This is a genomic window from Micromonospora haikouensis (assembly GCF_000876225.1).
In the GTDB taxonomy this organism is placed as follows: domain Bacteria; phylum Actinomycetota; class Actinomycetes; order Mycobacteriales; family Micromonosporaceae; genus Micromonospora; species Micromonospora haikouensis.
The window spans coordinates 2,245,432-2,261,707 of sequence record NZ_JXSX01000003.1; the positions used below are offsets into that span (position 1 = coordinate 2,245,432).

Annotated in this window: 15 protein-coding genes; 9 read left to right on the top strand and 6 right to left on the bottom strand. The window is 73.3% G+C overall.

Going from position 1 to position 16,276, the window contains the following annotated elements:
* Positions 1-67 precede the first annotated feature (67 nt).
* The 4 genes from TK50_RS30860 (at position 68) to TK50_RS30875 (ending at position 4,231) form a co-directional block, all read left to right on the top strand.
* Positions 68-406 carry a YciI family protein gene (locus TK50_RS30860; RefSeq protein WP_043969035.1) on the top strand — a complete coding sequence of 113 codons (339 nt, stop codon included), beginning with the start codon at positions 68-70 and terminating at the stop codon, positions 404-406.
* Positions 403-1,662 carry an RNA polymerase sigma factor gene (locus TK50_RS30865; protein ID WP_043969036.1) on the top strand — a complete coding sequence of 420 codons (1,260 nt, stop codon included), beginning with the start codon at positions 403-405 and terminating at the stop codon, positions 1,660-1,662. The genes TK50_RS30860 and TK50_RS30865 overlap by 4 nt, the downstream gene beginning before the upstream one ends.
* 95 nt (positions 1,663-1,757) lie before the next feature.
* Positions 1,758-2,558 (top strand): SDR family NAD(P)-dependent oxidoreductase, encoded by an 801-nt coding sequence (locus TK50_RS30870; RefSeq protein WP_043969037.1) that lies wholly within the window; start codon positions 1,758-1,760, stop codon positions 2,556-2,558.
* A gap of 203 nt (positions 2,559-2,761) precedes the next feature.
* The gene (locus TK50_RS30875) at positions 2,762-4,231 is read left to right on the top strand and encodes an MFS transporter (RefSeq protein WP_043969038.1); all 1,470 of its coding nucleotides are present in this window, start codon (positions 2,762-2,764) and stop codon (positions 4,229-4,231) included.
* 618 nt (positions 4,232-4,849) lie between these two features.
* Here TK50_RS30875 and TK50_RS30880 read toward each other — a convergent pair.
* Together TK50_RS30880 and TK50_RS30885 are read right to left on the bottom strand one after the other, a co-directional pair.
* Positions 4,850-6,391, bottom strand: a complete 1,542-nt coding sequence (locus TK50_RS30880; RefSeq protein WP_043969039.1) for a GMC family oxidoreductase — start codon at positions 6,389-6,391, stop codon at positions 4,850-4,852.
* A gap of 219 nt (positions 6,392-6,610) precedes the next feature.
* Entirely contained in the window at positions 6,611-7,261 is a 651-nt protein-coding gene (locus TK50_RS30885) for a TetR-like C-terminal domain-containing protein (protein ID WP_043969040.1), read from the bottom strand.
* A gap of 96 nt (positions 7,262-7,357) precedes the next feature.
* Between TK50_RS30885 and TK50_RS30890 the strand changes: the two genes are divergently transcribed.
* The 3 genes from TK50_RS30890 (at position 7,358) to TK50_RS30900 (ending at position 10,063) form a co-directional block, all read left to right on the top strand.
* Positions 7,358-8,704: a carotenoid oxygenase family protein gene (locus tag TK50_RS30890; protein ID WP_043969041.1), complete on the top strand. Its 1,347-nt coding sequence runs from the start codon at positions 7,358-7,360 to the stop codon at positions 8,702-8,704.
* A 170-nt stretch (positions 8,705-8,874) separates the two neighbouring features.
* Positions 8,875-9,468, top strand: a complete 594-nt coding sequence (locus tag TK50_RS30895; protein WP_043969043.1) for a hypothetical protein — start codon at positions 8,875-8,877, stop codon at positions 9,466-9,468.
* Positions 9,458-10,063, top strand: a complete 606-nt coding sequence (locus TK50_RS30900) for a copper resistance CopC family protein (RefSeq protein WP_052504031.1) — start codon at positions 9,458-9,460, stop codon at positions 10,061-10,063. Before TK50_RS30895 ends, TK50_RS30900 begins: the two co-directional genes overlap by 11 nt.
* A 79-nt stretch (positions 10,064-10,142) precedes the next feature.
* Here TK50_RS30900 and TK50_RS30905 read toward each other — a convergent pair whose 3' ends face one another.
* Together TK50_RS30905 and TK50_RS30910 are read right to left on the bottom strand one after the other, a co-directional pair.
* Positions 10,143-11,018, bottom strand: a complete 876-nt coding sequence (locus TK50_RS30905; RefSeq protein ID WP_043969044.1) for an SDR family NAD(P)-dependent oxidoreductase — start codon at positions 11,016-11,018, stop codon at positions 10,143-10,145.
* Positions 11,019-11,043: 25 nt separating this feature from the next.
* Complete coding sequence (locus tag TK50_RS30910; RefSeq protein WP_228986231.1) at positions 11,044-11,604, bottom strand: carboxymuconolactone decarboxylase family protein; 561 nt, start codon at positions 11,602-11,604, stop codon at positions 11,044-11,046.
* A gap of 365 nt (positions 11,605-11,969) precedes the next feature.
* Here TK50_RS30910 and TK50_RS30915 point away from each other — a divergent pair, with 365 nt between their 5' ends.
* Both TK50_RS30915 and TK50_RS30920 read left to right on the top strand, forming a co-directional pair.
* Positions 11,970-13,043, top strand: coding sequence for a carboxymuconolactone decarboxylase family protein (locus TK50_RS30915; RefSeq protein WP_043969047.1), 1,074 nt, complete (start codon positions 11,970-11,972; stop codon positions 13,041-13,043).
* A gap of 453 nt (positions 13,044-13,496) precedes the next feature.
* Positions 13,497-14,276 carry a helix-turn-helix transcriptional regulator gene (locus TK50_RS30920; protein WP_255700159.1) on the top strand — a complete coding sequence of 260 codons (780 nt, stop codon included), beginning with the start codon at positions 13,497-13,499 and terminating at the stop codon, positions 14,274-14,276.
* A gap of 207 nt (positions 14,277-14,483) precedes the next feature.
* Here TK50_RS30920 and TK50_RS30925 read toward each other — a convergent pair whose 3' ends face one another.
* Positions 14,484-15,185 carry a maleylpyruvate isomerase family mycothiol-dependent enzyme gene (locus TK50_RS30925; RefSeq protein WP_052504032.1) on the bottom strand — a complete coding sequence of 234 codons (702 nt, stop codon included), beginning with the start codon at positions 15,183-15,185 and terminating at the stop codon, positions 14,484-14,486.
* Positions 15,182-16,273, bottom strand: a complete 1,092-nt coding sequence (locus TK50_RS30930) for an SDR family NAD(P)-dependent oxidoreductase (protein WP_043969049.1) — start codon at positions 16,271-16,273, stop codon at positions 15,182-15,184. Before TK50_RS30930 ends, TK50_RS30925 begins: the two co-directional genes overlap by 4 nt.
* Positions 16,274-16,276 lie beyond the last annotated feature (3 nt).

Consider the following 16,276-nt stretch of genomic DNA (forward strand, 5'->3'; position numbering starts at 1 on the left):
AGCCGAACACCCCCCGCTTCTTCCTGCGTGCTGCCTCGTTGTAATGCGCGGACCTGGGAGGGCGAGGGTGGAGTACGCACTGGTGATCTATCACGACGAGGCCGGCGAGCTGAGCCCCGCGGAGATCGACGACCACCCCCGGCACCGGGCCTGGCTCGACGAGGTGCGCCGGCGCGGGGCGTTCGCGGGCGGGCAGCGGCTCCGCCCCGGCCGCGCCGGCCGCACGGTGCGCTCCCGGGCCGGTGCCACGCTGGTCTCCGACGGGCCGTTCGTCGAGGCCCGGGAGCAGGTGGGCGGGTTCGTCCTGCTGCGCTGCGCCGACCTCGACGAGGCGACGGAGCTGGCCGCCCTGCACCCGTTCGCCGAGCTGGGCGCCATCGAGGTGAGGCCGGTCTGGAGCCGGTGACCTTCACGGTCGACGCCGCGGTGGCCGCGGCGTTCCGCCGGGAATACCGCCAGCTCGTCGGCACACTGGTCGCCCTCACCGGGGACCGGGCCCTGGCCGAGGACTGCGTGCAGGACGCGTTCGCCGCCGCGGTGCAGCGCTGGCGCGGTGAGGGCGTGCCACGCCGGCCCGGGGCCTGGCTGACGACCGTGGCGCGCAACCGGGCCGTCGACCGGCTGCGGCACGAGAGCATGGCCGCCGCCCGGCTGCGCGAGGCCGCGGTCACCCTGTCGGCGTACGACGACGCCCCGCCGGTGCCGCCGGTGATCCGCGACGCCCAGCTCCGGCTGATCTTCACCTGCTGCCATCCCGCGCTGTCGCTGACGTCGCAGGTCGCGCTGACCCTGCGTACCGTCGTGGGGTTCGGCCCGGCCGAGATCGCCCGCGCCCTCCTGGTCACGCCGGGGACCCTCGCGCAGCGGCTGGTGCGGGCCCGGCGCGGCGTCCGCGAGGCCGGCCTGCGCGGCGAGTTGCCGCCGGCCGCCGAGCTGCCCGGCCGGGCCGCGGCGGTGCGCGCGGTGCTGTACCTGCTGTTCACCGAGGGGTACGCCGCCACGGCCGGCGCGGACCTGCTGCGGCGCGGGCTGTGCGCGGAGGCCGTGCGACTGGCCCGCCTGCTGGCCCGGCTGCTGCCCGACGATCCGGAGACCCTCGGGCTGCTCGCGCTGATGCTGTTGCACGACGCCCGGCGCGACGCCCGCACGGACGCGCACGGCGACCTGGTGCCGCTGGAGCGGCAGGACCGCCGGCGGTGGGACCGGGGCCGCATCGCCGAGGGGGTGGACCTGCTGGAGCGGGCGCTGCGCCACGGGCGGCCGGGCCCCTACCAGGTGCAGGCGGCGATCGCGGCCTGCCACGCGAGCGCCCCCGACGCCGCGCGCACCGACTGGGCCCAGATCGCCGGGCTCTACGCCGAGCTGGCCGAGCTGACGCCCTCGGCCGTGGTGCTGCTCAACCGGGCGGTGGCGGTCGCGATGGCGCACGGCCCGCTGCGCGGGCTGGAGCTGCTGGAGCAGGTGGAGCGCTCCGGCGAGCTGGCCGGTCACCACCTCGTCCCGGCCGTCCGCGCCGACCTGCTGCGCCGGCTGGACCGGCGGGCCGACGCGGCCGGGGCGTACCGGCGGGCACTCGGGCTCGCCGGCAACGACGTCGAGCGCCGCTACCTGCGGGACCGTCTGGCGGAGGTGACCGGCACCTCTGCGGATCAAGCCAAATAAATCGGCAGCAAATGTATATTTCCCCGAGGGTCGCCCGTCGGTCTGACGAACCTGGTCCGGCGCCGCCGGACCCGCCCACGACGAGGGGATCAGACATGCTGCTGGAGAACAGGACGGCGATCGTCTACGGCGCCGCGGGCGCGCTGGGCAGCGCGGTGTCGCGCGCCTACGCCCGGGAGGGCGCCACCGTGTACCTGGCCGGCCACCGCCTGGACCGGGTCGAGATGCTCGCCAAGGAGATCGCCGCCGACGGCGGCCGGGCGTACGCCCACCAGGTCGACGCGCTCGACCCGGAGGCGGTCGACGCCCACGCGGAGCTGGTCGCCGAGCGGGCCGGGGGCATCGACGTGTCGTTCAACGCCGTCGGCCTGGACCACGTGCAGGGCGTCCCGCTGCGCGAGCTGTCCCTGGACGACTTCCTGCTGCCGATGAACACCTTCGTGCGCACCCAGTTCCTCACCACTGCGGCGGCGGCGCGGCGGATGGTGGAGCAGCGCAGCGGCGTCATCGTGGTGCTGTCGACGTCCGCCGCGCGGGCGCCCATGCCCTCGGGCGGCTTCGGCGTAGCCTGCGCCGGCATCGAGTCGCTGGCCCGGGAACTGGCCGGCGAGGTGGGCCCGTTCGGGGTGCGGGTGGTCTGCCTGCGTCCCGATGCGATCCCGGAGAGCGTGCAGCACGGCTCGTACGTCCGCGAGACGTGGCGGCGCGCGGCCGAGGCCAACGGGGCGACGCTGGAGGACATGCTCGCCGCCAAGCCGGGCATGCCGAACCCGCTGCTGGGCCGGGCGGTGACCCTGGCCGACGTGGCCGGCACCGCCGTGTACCTCGCCTCGGACCTGTCCAGCGGCCTCACCGGTTCGATCACCACCGTCGGATGCGGAGTGCTCGTCGACTGATCGCCCGCCGGCTGCCCGGGGCCGCGGTCCCCGGGCAGCCGGTGCCTCTCGACGGCGGGCGGGAAATAGAGCAAGCTCGAAGAGAGCGCCGTGCGGGTAGCGTGGAACGGGACCGGCACGGCGGGTGCCGAGGGTGCCACTGCCAGTGGTACGCATGGCAGGGAGATGGGTAGCAGGGCCGCGGCTACCTAGGGTTCGTGGTCATGGCGGAGAACCAGAGCACGTCGGAGCAGCTCAGCTCCGCGCAGAAACTTGCCCTATTCGTCCTGCTCGGCGCGCAGTTCATGCTGTCGGTCGACTTCTCGATCCTCAACGTGGCGCTGCCCCGCATGGGGGAGGGCGTCGGCCTCTCGCTGGCCGACCTGCCGTGGGTGGCCAGCGCGTACGCGCTGCCCGCCGCCGGCTTCACGCTCCTGTTCGGCCGGATCGCCGACCTGTTCGGCCGGCGGCGGCTGTTCCTGACCGGCATCGCGCTGCTCACCGTGGCCTCGCTGCTCGGCGGCTTCGCGACCAACGCGGCGATGCTGCTCAGCGCCCGCGTGCTGCAGGGCTTCGCCAACGCGATCGCCATCCCGGCCGCGATGGCGCTGCTGATCACGACCGTCTCCGACGAGCGGGCCCGGGCCCGGGTGCTCGGCCTCAACGGCGCGCTGCTCTCCGGTGGCTTCACCGTCGGCGCCCTGGTCGGCGGCAGCCTGGTCAGCGCCCTGGACTGGCGTTGGGCGTTCTGGATCAACGTGCCGGTGGCGGTCGCCATCATGGTGCTGACCCCGCTGGTGATCAAGGAGAGCGTCCGTCCCGCCGGCGTCAAGCTCGACGTGCCGGGCGCCGTCACGGTCACCGCCGGCCTGCTCGCCCTGGTCTACGGCGTGAGCATGCAGAGCTGGATCGCCCTCGTGGTCGGCGCGGTGCTCATCGCGGCCTTCTGGTTCGTCGAGCTGAAGGCCAAGGCGCCCCTGGTGTCGCTCACCCTGCTCAACCGGCCGAACATCAAGTGGGGCAACTACGGCGGCATCGTCGCCTTCGTGATGGCCAGCGGCGTCAACTTCGGCCTCACCCTCTACATGCAGGACGTGCTCAAGATGGCCCCGTTCACCACCGGTCTGGTGTTCGGCGGGCCGGGCCTGGTGGCCGTCGTCGCCGGCGTCATCGCCGGCCGCATGATCGGCAGGTACGGCTACCGCAACGTCCTCGCCGTCGGCCTGCTGGCGCAGGGCCTGACCACCGTCCCGCTGCTGCTGACCGGCACGTCGACCACGCCGAGCCTGGCCCTGATCGTGCCGTCGCTGTTCCTGATGTACTTCGGGCACGTCACGGCCGTCGTCGCCTACACGGTGACCGCCACCTCCGGCCTTGACGACTCGCAGCAGGGCCTGGCGACCGGCCTGGCCACCCTGGCCCAGCAGATCGCGGTCACCATCGGCATCCCGATCTTCGGGGCGCTCGTGGCCGCCCGCACGGACGTGCTGGATGGCGTCCACTTCGCCATGCAGGTGCAGATCGTGGTGATCCTGGTGTCCGTGGCGCTGATCTGGATCGGCCTGCGGGACCGGGGCGTCCCGGCCGGGCCGTCGTCGTCCGCCGCCGAGCGGCAGGAGCCGGTGCCCACGGCCGAGGCGCAGCAGCCCGCGCCGGTGCCGGTGCCGCGAAAGGTCAGCGAGAACACGGTCTAGGCGCCCCCAGCGCGCCTGTCGACCGCGGTGTACGGAGCGTCGGTCCCACACCCCCCTGGGCGCTCCGTACACCGCGTGGTCGCGCCTCGGGCCGTCCGCCATCCGGCGGGCGGCCCGCGGCGCGTCGGGCGGCGGCTGTCGGGGCGCTGCCTGTCTCAGGCGGCTGGGGCGCCGGCCTGCCGGCGGTGCCGGCGCGAGGGCGCGCGGGGAACCCGCGCGCGGCGGTCGGTCCCGCCTGCAGCGGTCGGTAGAGGTTGGTCCCGCCGGCGCCTACGCAGCTGAGTCAGCTACGACATCACCGGCCAGCGCAGTGCCTGTCGGCGAGCCGAGCGGCACCGGCCCGGCCCCCGGGGCGCCGCGCTGGCCGGCGTGATCCGACGTGATGTCGTAGCTGACTCAGCTCCCTAGTCGGCACGCGAGTGTGCCGGGAAGCGGCACGCGCCGCGCCGCGCCGCCGGCCACCGTGCCCGCTCCCGGACCGCCCCAGGTCGCGAGACCCCAGGCCACGAGACCCCAGGCAGGCCCCGAAACCCCAGGCCCGGCCCCCCCAGGACCCACAGTGAGACGGGCGCCCCGCGGGGTTTCGCACCGCGGGACGCCCGTGTCGGTGGGGACCGGTCAGGACTGCCGGAGCCAGTCGGCGAGCCGCTCACCGATCATGATGGAGGTGAGGTTGGTGTTGCAGTTGACGATCGACGGCATGACGGAGGCGTCGCAGACGTAGAGGCCCTCGGTGCCGTGCACCCGCAGCCGCTCGTCGACGACCGCGCCCTCGTCGCCGGCCGCGCCCATCCGGGCGGTGCCCACGGGGTGGTAGCCGCTGTCGAGGCTGAGCCTGACGTAGTGGCGCATCAGCTCGTCGTCGGCGACCATGTCCTCGCCGAGCACCACGAACCGCTGCCCCTGGTCGTTGATGCCCGCCGTCTGCATGAACTGCCAGCACTGGCGCACGGCGTCGACGAGGGTCTGGATGTCGCGCTCGGTGTCGAGGAAGTTGAGCACGACGTCCGGCGGGGCGGTGGGGTCGGCCGACGTGAGGGTGAGCCGTCCCCGGGACTCGGGCCGCTGGTGCACGACCATCACCCCGAAGATCGTCTTCGCGGCGGCCAGCATCTGCAGCTCGGGGAAGAGCGTCAGGTCGAAGTGGTTGATCATGTAGTACTGGAGGTCGTTGAACTCCGTCGACCCCGGCGCGGTGGTCCGCAGGATCGTCTGCAGGAACGGGTCCTCGGGGCTGAAGCTCCCCTCCTGCGGCACCATGAACGCGCCGGTACGTGGGTGGTCGATCAGGTCCGCGCCCACCCCGGGCCGGTCCAGCACCACGTCGATGCCCAGCCGCCGCAGGTCACCGGCCGGGCCGATGCCCGAGCGCATGAGGATGGCGGGCGAGTTGACCGCCCCGGCGGCCAGCACGACGGTGCCGGCCTCGATCACCTCCGTGCCGCCGCCGGCCTTGGCGACCTCGACGCCGCGCGCCCGGTTGCCGGTGAACAGCACCCGGTTGACCTGGACCCCGGAGCGGATCTCCAGGTTCTCCCGGCCGCGCGCCTCGGCCAGGTACCCCATCGCGGTGGAGAACCGGTGGCTGCCCTGGCGGTTGGACGGGATGGGGCCGACGCCGGTGGCCTCCGGGTGGTTGTGGTCCTCGACCTCGGGGAAGCCGGCCTTGACGCAGGCGTCGCGGAACACGTGCTGCACCGGGGTCATCTCGTCGGGCGTGAACCGGTGGATCGGGATGGGGCCGCCCTTGCCGTGGTACTCGTTGTCGAAGTCCTGGTCGTCCTCGAGCCGCTTGTAGAACGGCAGCACCTCGTCCCAGGCCCAGGCCGGGTTGCCCAGCTCGGCCCACTCGTCGAAGTTGTTCGGGGTGCCGCGCAGCGCGATGGTCGCGCCGACGGCGGAGGAACCGCCGGTGACCTTCCCGCGCGGGAAGATGATCCGCCGCCGGTCGGTGATCTCGGCCTTGAAGTGCCAGTCGTGGCGGTCCATCGACATGGCGCTGCCATCGAGCAGGTCGGTCGGCGTCTCGGCCACCGTCGCGAAGTCGGGGCCCGCCTCCAGCAGCAGCACCCGGCGGGCGGGGTCCTCACTGAGCCGGGCGGCCAGCGCGGCTCCGGCGGAGCCGGATCCGACCACCAGATAATCGATTCCGTGCATCATCGGCGTCCTTCGGTGCGTGGGGGATGGGCGATCCTGCCGGCGTGGGCGGACAGGAGTGGATGCGCTTCCATTGCGGACGTGCTCGGGACCCGTCCTGAGCATCACACCGGGGGATGCGCGTCGCTTCTCCGCGGTTGCCGTGCGCCGTCGCGGGGCGCAGGACCGCCGTGCGCCGTCGCCGCGCGGTCTCCGCCGCGCCGTGTCGCCGTCGGCGTGCTGTCAGGCGCGGGGGGAGCGCCGCCGGCGGGCCCGGGCCAGCGAGGCGGCGGTCGCCTCGTAGTCGTCGCCCGCGCCGACCATCAGCGAGCGCAGTTGCGCCTCGAAGCAGACGTCGGCGTCGTACGGGTCGATCAGGTAGCCGCCGAGTTCGAGGCTCACCAGCCCGTGCAGGGCGATCCACATGTTCTGCGCGACCAGCAGCGGGTCCCCGGCCCGGAACCGGTCCTGCTCGGTGGCCCGGGCCACCGCGTCGACCAGCGGCTGGAGCGTGTACTTGCCGTGCTGCCGGTCGCCTTCGGACAGAGCGAACCCGCCGAGCGCGGCGCTGCCGAACATGACCTGGTAGAGCTGCGGGTGGTCGAGGGAGTTGGCCCGGTACGCGTAGCCGAGCGCCATCACGTCGGCGACCGCGTCGGAGGTGGCCCGCACGGTCGACATCCGCCGGTGCAGCCGGGCGAAGCCCTCGTGCACCATCGCCCGGACCAGGTTGTCCATGCCGCCGAAGTGCGTGTAGACGGCCGTGGTCGAGGCGCCCACGGCGGCGGCGAGGCGACGCGTGGTGAGGCCGGCGGCGCCCTCCTCGGCCAGCAGTCTGGCCGCGGCCTCCAGCAGGGCGGTCGCCAGGGTCGGGTCGATTCGGCGCGGACTCACGTTGACATGATCTCACGCCCGGCGTACCTTCGATGAAGTAACGCTGTTACGTAACCGCGATACGCAAAAAGATCGCCCCAGCTCGTGGAGGCCGCAATGAGCGTCGTCGCCCTCGCCCCCAGAACCCCCTACCGCAACGACAACCGGCGCCCCGTCGCCACCGAGGCGACGGAGCTCGACCTGACGGTCACCGGGCGGCTGCCCGCCGAGCTGGACGGCTGCTTCGTGCGCATCGGGCCCAACCCGGTGGGCGGCGACCGGCCCGGCCACGCCCTCGTCGGCGACGGCATGGTGCACGGCGTGCGCCTGCGCTCCGGCCGCGCGCTGTGGTATCGCAACCGGTGGATCCGCACCGACCGCACCACCCGAGCCCTGGGCGAGCTCGCCCTTCCCGGCCCGCGGCACGGGCTGTCCGACAATGCCAACGCCAACGTCATCCGGCACGGCGGGCGCACCCTCGCCCTCGGCGAGGCCGGCGTGCTGCCGGTCGAGCTGGACGACGAGCTGGGCTCCGTGGCCCGCATCGACTTCGACGCCACCCTGCCGCACGGCTTCGCCGCCCACGCCGAGTGCGACCCGGTCACCGGCGAGCTGTTCGCCGTGGCCTACTACCACGAGCTGCCCTACGTCGAGCACCTCGTGCTGACCCCCGAGGGGCGGGTGCGCCGCAGCGAGCGCATCGAGGTCGCCGGGCCGCCGCTGATGCACTCGCTGGCGCTGACCGACCGGCACTCGGTGCTGTTCGACCTCCCGGTCACCTTCTCGCCGACGCTGGCCCGGGCGGGCTCCCGCTTCCCGTACGCGTGGCAGCGCGGGCGTGCGGCGCGGCTCGGGCTGCTGCCCCGCGAGGGGCGCGGCGCCGACGTGCGCTGGTTCGACGTCGACCCCTGCTACGTCTTCCACCCCGTCAACGCCTACGAGGTCGACGACACCTGCGTGGTCGACGTGGTGCGCCACGACCGGGTCTTCGACCGCGACCTGCACGCCCCGGGAGAGTCCGCGCCGACGTTGTGGCGCTGGACGCTGGACCTGACCCGGGGCACCGTCGCCGCCGAGCAGCTCGACGACATTCCCCAGGAGTTCCCCCGCATCGACGAGCGCCGCAAGACGATGCGGCACCGGTACGCCTACACGGTGGCCATGCAGTCCGGCGCGGGGGTGCTGGGCGGCTCGGCGCTGCTGCGTCACGACCTGCTGCGTCGGGAGGTGGCGGTGCACGACTTCGGGCCGCACCGGGAGGCGGGGGAGGCGGTGTTCGTCCCGCGCGGGCCGCTCTCGGCCGAGGACGACGGCTGGCTGTTGACGTACGTCCACGACGGGCGCACCGGCCGCAGCGACCTGGTCGTGCTCGACGCCGGCGACTTCACCGGGGAGCCGGTGGCCGTCGTGCACCTGCCCGGCCGGGTGCCCAGCGGATTCCACGCCAACTGGATCGGTTCCTGACCCGACGCCCGGAGAACGGACGGGTTTCCGACAGCACCTGGGCAATCTGGAGGAACTGCGGCGCGGGTCGGGCGGTTAGCTTCGCGGCAGCCGCTGTCTCGTTTCGCACGGGCCGTCTGGCGATTCTCCCGCGTTTCCACTCTCCCGCGTCATTACGGAAGGTGCAAAAGATGTCCCAACCCCTCTCCACCGCTGCTCCGTCCTCGGGGCTGCTCGGCCGGCTCAACGGGGCCCACCACCGGGCCGCCCTCAACGTCTTCCTCTTCGTCGTGCTGGCGCACTGGGCCGAGCACCTGGTCCAGGCGTACCAGATCTGGGTGCTCGGCATGCCCCGGCCGAAGGCGCGGGGGGTGCTCGGGCAGTTCTACCCGTGGCTGGTCTCCTCCGAGTGGCTGCACTACGGCTACGCCATCGTGATGCTGGTCTTCCTCTTCGCGCTGCGCCGGGGCTTCGTCGGCCGCGCCCGCACCTGGTGGACCGTGGCGCTGGCCATCCAGTTCTGGCACCACATCGAGCACTTCCTGCTGCTGTGGCAGGTGCAGTCCGGCACCATGTTCTTCGGCCAGAAGGTGCCGACCAGCATCCTGCAGCTCGTGCTGCCGCGGGTGGAGCTGCACCTGTTCTACAACTCCGTGGTCTTCATCCCCATGGTGATCGCGATGTACCTGCACCTGCGGCCGAACCGGCAGGAGCAGGAGCTGATGACGTGCAGCTGCGTCGGGCACCGCGTCGCCGGCCGGTCCCTCGCCCCCCATGCCGCGTGAGCTGAGCCGCCCGTCCGGTGGCCGTCGCCGGGCGGCGGCCACCGCCGTGGCGGCGGCGGTCGCCGGGCTGCTCGCGCTCACCCCCGGTGCGGCCCGGGCCGCCGATGGCCCGGTCTCCGCCGAACCGTCGGCCGGCGCGGTGCTCACCACCGCGCCGGCCGAGGTGACCCTGGGCTTCGACGCCGAGGTCGACGAGGGACAGTCGCACGTGGCGGTGCTCGACGCCGCCGGCGGGCGGCTCACCGACGCCGAGCCGACCCGCGTCGGCTCCACCCGGCTGCGGCTGCCGCTGCGCGTCGACGCCGCCGGCGACTACACCGTGGCCTACCACGTCACCTTCGCCGACGGCACGACCAGCACCGGGGCGTACCGGTTCAGCGCGGGCACCGGCGTCGCGCCGGCCCCCCTGGACGACGCGGCGCGCCAGGCCAGCACCAATGTCGTGGTCGACGCGCACGGGCACGGCATCGACGGCTTCAGCGCCTTCCTGCTGTTCGTCGACGGCGTGGTGCTGGTCGTGGTCGTCGCCCTGCTGTGGCTGCGCCCGCGCGGCGGGCGGGCGCGGTCTCTGCGCATCGACGAGTCCCGGGCCTGACGGGCGACCGCACGTGACGGCACCCCGGGCGACGCGCAGCGGCGCCGACGAGATTCGTCGGCGCCGCTCGTGCGGGCGGTCAGGGGATGGGGAAGAACGCGCGGACGAACTTCTCCCACCCGCGCTCACCGATCATCGCCCGCATCTTCGGCAGCAGGCGCGGCGGCATGCCGAGCCGGTAGCGGATGCGCGGGTTCGGGGTGGACACCGCCGTCTCCAGGACCTTGGCGACGTTCTCGGCGCGGACGGCGATCTTGCCGCGCAGCGGCGGGTTGTCGCTGAGCCGGTACGCCTGGTGCCAGTCGACGAAGTGCTCCCAGAAGTCCCGGTACAGGGCGGGGTTGTCGTGGGTGTCCATGCCCAGGTCGGCGACGCTGTCGGGGACGAAGCCGCCCAGGATGGGCGCCGGCTGGAGCACCACCACCTTGATGCCGAACGGGGCGACCTCCAGGCGCAGCGAGTCGCTGATGGCCTCCAGCGCGTGCTTGGTGGCCTGGTAGTAGCCCCGGCCCGGGGTGGCGAACATGCCGAAGATCGACGACATCATGATGATCCGGCCGCCGCCCTGCTCCCGCATGCCGGGCAGGACCAGCTGGGTGAGCCGGCACAGCCCGAAGACGTTCGTCTCGAACTGGGCGCGGACCTCGTCCATCGGGGTCTCGCCGATGGTGCCGTTGAGGCTGTACGCGGCGTTGTTGATCAGCGTGCCGACCGCGCCGTGCTCGTCGGTGATCCGCTTGACCGCGGCGGTCATCGACTCCTCGTCGTTGACGTCGAGGTAGAGCACCGTGATGCCCTCGTCGGCCAGGTCGGCCAGGGCCTCCACGTTGCGTCCGGTGGCGTAGACCGGCCAGCCGGCCCGGTGCAGCCGCAGCGCGGTGGCCTTGCCGCTGCCCGAGGACATGCCGGTGCCCGACGAGGCGCCGGTCAGCAGGATGGCGCGTGACTGGGTCATGATGGCGTCCCTTCCCGGCCGCGGGTCACTCGTCGCCCAGCCGCGCGATGCGGCTGCGGTCGACCGAGGAGCCCAGTCCGGTGGCGTCGACCAGCCGGTTGATGAACGCGAACAGGCAGGCGCAGAAGACCGCCTCGAGCATCTCGGCGTCGCTCCAGCCGGCGGCGGCGGCCTGCTCCCAGTCCGCGTCGGTGATCTTGTACGCGCCGGTGCTCACCTTCGTCACCAGCCGCATGAGCGGCATGGTGCGCTCGTCGACGGGCAGGTCCTCGACGCTGTCGGCGTCCGACACCGCCTCCAGCAGCTCGTCGCTGCCGCCGAACTGGCTCAGGAACCAGCTGTGCGTCCCGACGCAGTACGGGCAGCCGTTCAGCTTGGACGTCCAGGCCGAGATCAGCTCCTTGAGCTGCCGGGGCAGGGTGTCCCCGCCGAAGATGCCGCCGTAGCCGGCGAGCACCACCGCGAGCAGCCGCGGATTGGTGGAGGTGAGCCGGAACATGTCGGGCACGAATGGCAACCCGGTGACCGCCTTGATTTCTTCGTAGAGTTCGGCGGTGCGGCCCTGCGCCTGATCCTCGTCAATCATCGGGACTCTGATTCCCGGCTGTCTCGTCGTCGTTTCCATGAGCCATCTCCTCGTTGCTCGGGCGATCTGAGGCCAGGCGGACGACGGTGCGTTCCACGACGAAGTAGGGCCGCTGTCGGTGCTGGCCGCAGCAATCTCCGACGGGGCTGCGGGGCGACACGGAAACGCTGGCGACGGCGGTCGGGCAGCGATTCCGCTGGCCCATGATGGCACGTCGTCGCTGCTGGAGTGCTCTCCCAGATTGCCTACTGCGGGAACTGTCCTGCGGTTGAACCGACGGCGCGGTTGGACCGTACTGCCTACTGGCTGAAGGCACTTTTCGCCGATAACCTGTTTTCAATTCACAGAGACGGATGAGGTACGTGATGCCGGCAAGTGTTCTACGACCGGTGCTGGGCGCGCTCGGGTTGACGCAGATCCGTTACGTCGACCCGGTGCGGCGGGGGCGGGCCAGCGGTCTGGTGGCCGAGGTGTACAGGCAGGTGGAAAGGGACTTCGGTGTGCTGGCCCCACCGATGGCCCTGCACGCCCCGGCGCCGGAGGTGCTGGCCGCCGCGTGGCTGCTGCTGCGGGAGACGATGGTCGTCCCCGGGGCCGCCTCGCGCGCGGCCAAGGAGGCGGTGGCGACCGCGGTCTCCCTGGGCAACACCTGCCCCTACTGCGCGACCATCCACAACAACGCGTTGGGTCTGCTCACCGGCGTCGGTGTGGGCGTCGGCGTGGACGGCCGTACCCGGCCCGACCCGGGGTCCGGCGCGGGCGCGGCGGAGCTGGAGGGGATCGTCGGCTGGGCGATGCCGGCCGGCGGGAACCCGCCGCAGCCGCCGCCGTTCCCCGCCGCCCAGACGCCGGAGCTGGTCGGGGTGGCGGTGCTGCTGCACTACCTCAACCGGGTGGTGAACGTGTTCCTGCGCGACGTGCCGCTGCCGCCCGGGGTGCCGGAGATGGCGCTGCCCATGGTGCTGCGGGTGCTCGGCTGGGCCATGATGAGCGCGTCGCGACGCCCGCACGGTCCGGGTCTCTCGCTGGACCTGCTGCCCGCCGCGCCGCTGCCGGCGGACCTGTCCTGGGCGGCCGGCAGCCCGACGATCGCGGAGGCGTTCGGCCGGTCCTGCGCCGCGATCGAGGAGGCGGGCCGGCGCTCGGTGCCCGAGGCGGTCCGCGACCTGGTGCTGGTCAACCTGGTCGGCTGGCACGGCGGTCCGCGGGGGATCAGCCGGGCCTGGGTGGAGGGGCTGGTCGAGGGGCTGCCCGAACCCCAGCGGCCCGTCGCCCGGCTGGCCCTGCTGGTCGCCTTCGCGTCCTACCAGGTGGACGCGACGGTCGTGCGCGGCTGCCGGCTGGCCGGCCTGGACGACCGGGCGCTGGTCGAGGTCTCCGCCTGGTCGGCCATGGCCGCGGCCCGGTGGCTGGGCGGCCAGCTCACGGCCCCGCGGTGATCAACTGCGGACAGGGCTGGCATCGCCGACCAATTCGGATAATCGCTGCGTCTGTCAGATTAAATCGCCTCGCCGCCTCTGGGAACATTCGAAAGTTCCGTATTGATTGATCTCCATGCATGGTATCGTCCTACTCCATCCGGACCACTTAGGACACTCACAGTAAGCGCGGCCCGATGTGTTTCGGTCCGCACTGGCGCCACCCGGCAAGGCCGGTGGACTGGCATTTCTCCACAATTCAAGCCGGGTGATCGAACACCTGTTCCGTCACGGTGCGACAACGAAGTCGTGGCGACCCAGGGCAGGGCAACGTCGCCGGTCGCGGGGGACCCCCGCGACCGGCGGCACCATACCCGGGCAGGTCTTGCCCGGATGTGGCCGGAGTGTCCCCAACGTGTTCACCGAATGGAGTGATTGGCCGTGCACAACGCCGTCGAAAGAGCCATCTCGATCATGTGGGATCGTTACCACGAACCTCTGTCACTCGATGCAATGGCCGATTCAGCCTTTCTCAGCCGCTTTTACTTCTCTCGGCTGTTCCGGTCCAAGACGGGCACTTCGCCGGGCCGTTTCCTGACCGCGATCCGGCTCTACAAGGCCAAGAACCTGCTGCTCGAGACCGACATGAGCGTCACCGACATCGCCTACGCCGTCGGCTACAACAGCCTGGGCACCTTCATCAGCCGGTTCACCCGCAGCGTGGGCATCTCGCCGGCCCGCTACCGCTGGCTCGCCGAGAACGGCATCCCGCAGCTCTCCCGCACCCGCACGACCGGCCCGCGCCGCCGGGCCACCATCTCCGGACGCCTCGTCCTGCCCCCGGTCGACGTGCCGGTCAAGGTGTACGTCGGTGTCTTCGACAGCCCCATCGTGCAGGGCCTGCCCGCCTCCTGCGACATCCTGGAGGCCTCCGGCGAGTACGTGCTGCGCGACGTGCCGGAGGGCGAGTGGTACCTGCGCGCCGCGGCGATCGCGCTCGGTGACATCGCGGCCCGGCCGTCCATGCGCCGCCCCCTCGCCGTCGGCGCGTACGACGCGCTCACCGTGGGCTCCGGCGTCAACCTCACGGTGGACCTGGAGCTGCACCACACCGGCGTGTTCGACCTGCCCATCCTGATCGCGCTGCCCGAGCTGGACAGCACCGACCCGGCCGCCCGCAACCGCCGCGGCTTCGCCCGCAACGACCGGCGTACCGCCCGGCCGTCACGGGTGCTGCACCGGGCCAAGTCGTGACCGCCGCCCCCGGGCGGTGGCGACCCCCGACCCCGGGCCCCGGCCCGGCGCGACGGGGCCGCGGACCGGGCGGCGCGGCCGCCACCGGGGGATGAGGGCGCGCGCCGAACGGGACCCGGCGATGCGCCCAGATCGATCCCCCTTGCAAGAAGGCGGCGGGCCGGTGCCCCGGGGCACCGGCCGGCAGCCGACAGTGGTACGGCAGGCTCAGCCCACGGAGCCGGCGACGGGCGACTCCGGCACCCGGAACGGCCCCCAGGTGAACGCCGGCAGCCAGCGCCCCGGATCGGCGCTCCACCGCAGCGACCGGATCTGCGCCGCGCTGCGCCGACCGGCCAGCGACAGATAGACCTCGTGCCAGGGGCCGGCCACGGTCACCGTCGGCTCGCCCGTCCCCGCCACCGCGTCGCCGTGCTCGGTCCGCACCGCCAGCGGCGGCAGGCCGTGGCCGTCGAGCGAGGCGGACAACCCCTTCAGCAGGACGCCGGAGGCCACCGGCAGCGCCGGGTGCGCGACCGGCGGCGCGACGCCCAGCGCCTGGCGCAGGTCCAGCTCGTGGGTGAACGCGTCCATCACCAGGATGTGCCCGTCCATCGAGCCCGGGCCGGCGAGGAACCCCTCCACCGGCCCGCTCAGCCGCTCCCACTCGGCGAGCAGCTCCGGCACCCCGCCGTCGGGCGCCGGGCCGGGGACGTCGCCGGTGACCCGGCCGTGCACCCGGGCGCAGACCTCCACGAGGTGCGCGACGAGTTCCCGTACGGTCCATCCCGGACAGTGGGCCACCGGCAGCGCGGCTGCGCCGGGCGGCGCCTCGGCCAGCAGCTGCGCCGTGGCCACCCGGACCTGACGGTAGGCCGCCACGGCGGTGGTCCCGGACGGCCGGGACGGGTGTGGTTCGACGATGGTCATGATCGTGCCTCCCTGCGCGGCGGCGCCGCGGCTTCGACGGGACCCGCCGCGGACGCGGCGGGAACGACAGGTGTGCCGGCCCTGCCGGCCTGGCCGGCGGTGAGCCGCCCCGTGCGGTGCAGCCAACGCACGGTGTCGACGAGCGTCTCGCCGATCGGCCGGGGCGCCGGCCCCGCCGACCGGGCCACGTCCTGTGGGCGGGCGTCGGTGGCGCAGACGTAGCAGGCCCCGTACTCGGCGGGGATGTGCCACGGCCAGACCCGCTGCACCAGGTCGGTGGCGTAGGCGAAGGGCAGCATCGCCCGGGCCGGCAGGAACAACGTGGGCAGCCGGCGGCCGGTCGCCTCGCGGACGGCCCGCACGTAGTCGCGGGTGCTCAGGTAGCGGCCGGGGCCGAGGTGCCGCCCGCCGTCCTCGCCGGGCGCGGTGGCCAGCTCCGCGAGCAGCGCGGCGGTGTCCCGGACGTCGCCGACCGGGAAGCCGCCGGTGGGCCACATCGGCATCAGGCCGCGCAGCACGTTGCGCAGCCGGGCGTTCTGGTCGCCGAGCTTCGCATCGTGCGGCCCGAGCAGGGCGGGCGGATAGGCGATCACCACCGGGTCGCCGTGCGCCTGGTGGCCCCGGGCGACCCGCTCCGCGGCGGCCTTGCTCGCCAGGTACGTCTCCCGGGCCGTGGTCGGCGGCGACTGCGGGCCCACCGTCCCGGCCGGGGACGGCTCCAGCGCGCCGAACGTCGACACGTGCACCGAGCGCCCCACCCCGAGCCGGCGGGCCGCCGCCAGCACCACCTCGGTGCCGCGGGCGTTGGTCCGCCGGGTCGCCTCGTGCGACCGGCTGTCGAACGAGTAGACCGACGCGGCGTGCACCAGCGCGTCCACGCCACGAACCGCCCGGGCGACCGCCGTCTCGTCGACGACGTCGCCGTCGACCACCTGCACCGCGTCGTCCGGCACGGACAGTGGGGACAGGGCCGGGGCGACCCGGCGCGGGTCGCGGGCCAGCACCCGCACCCGGTGCCCGGCCGCGACGAGCGCCGCCACCGTGTGCGCGCCGACGAAGCCCGTACCGCCCGTCACGAGCACCAACATCGC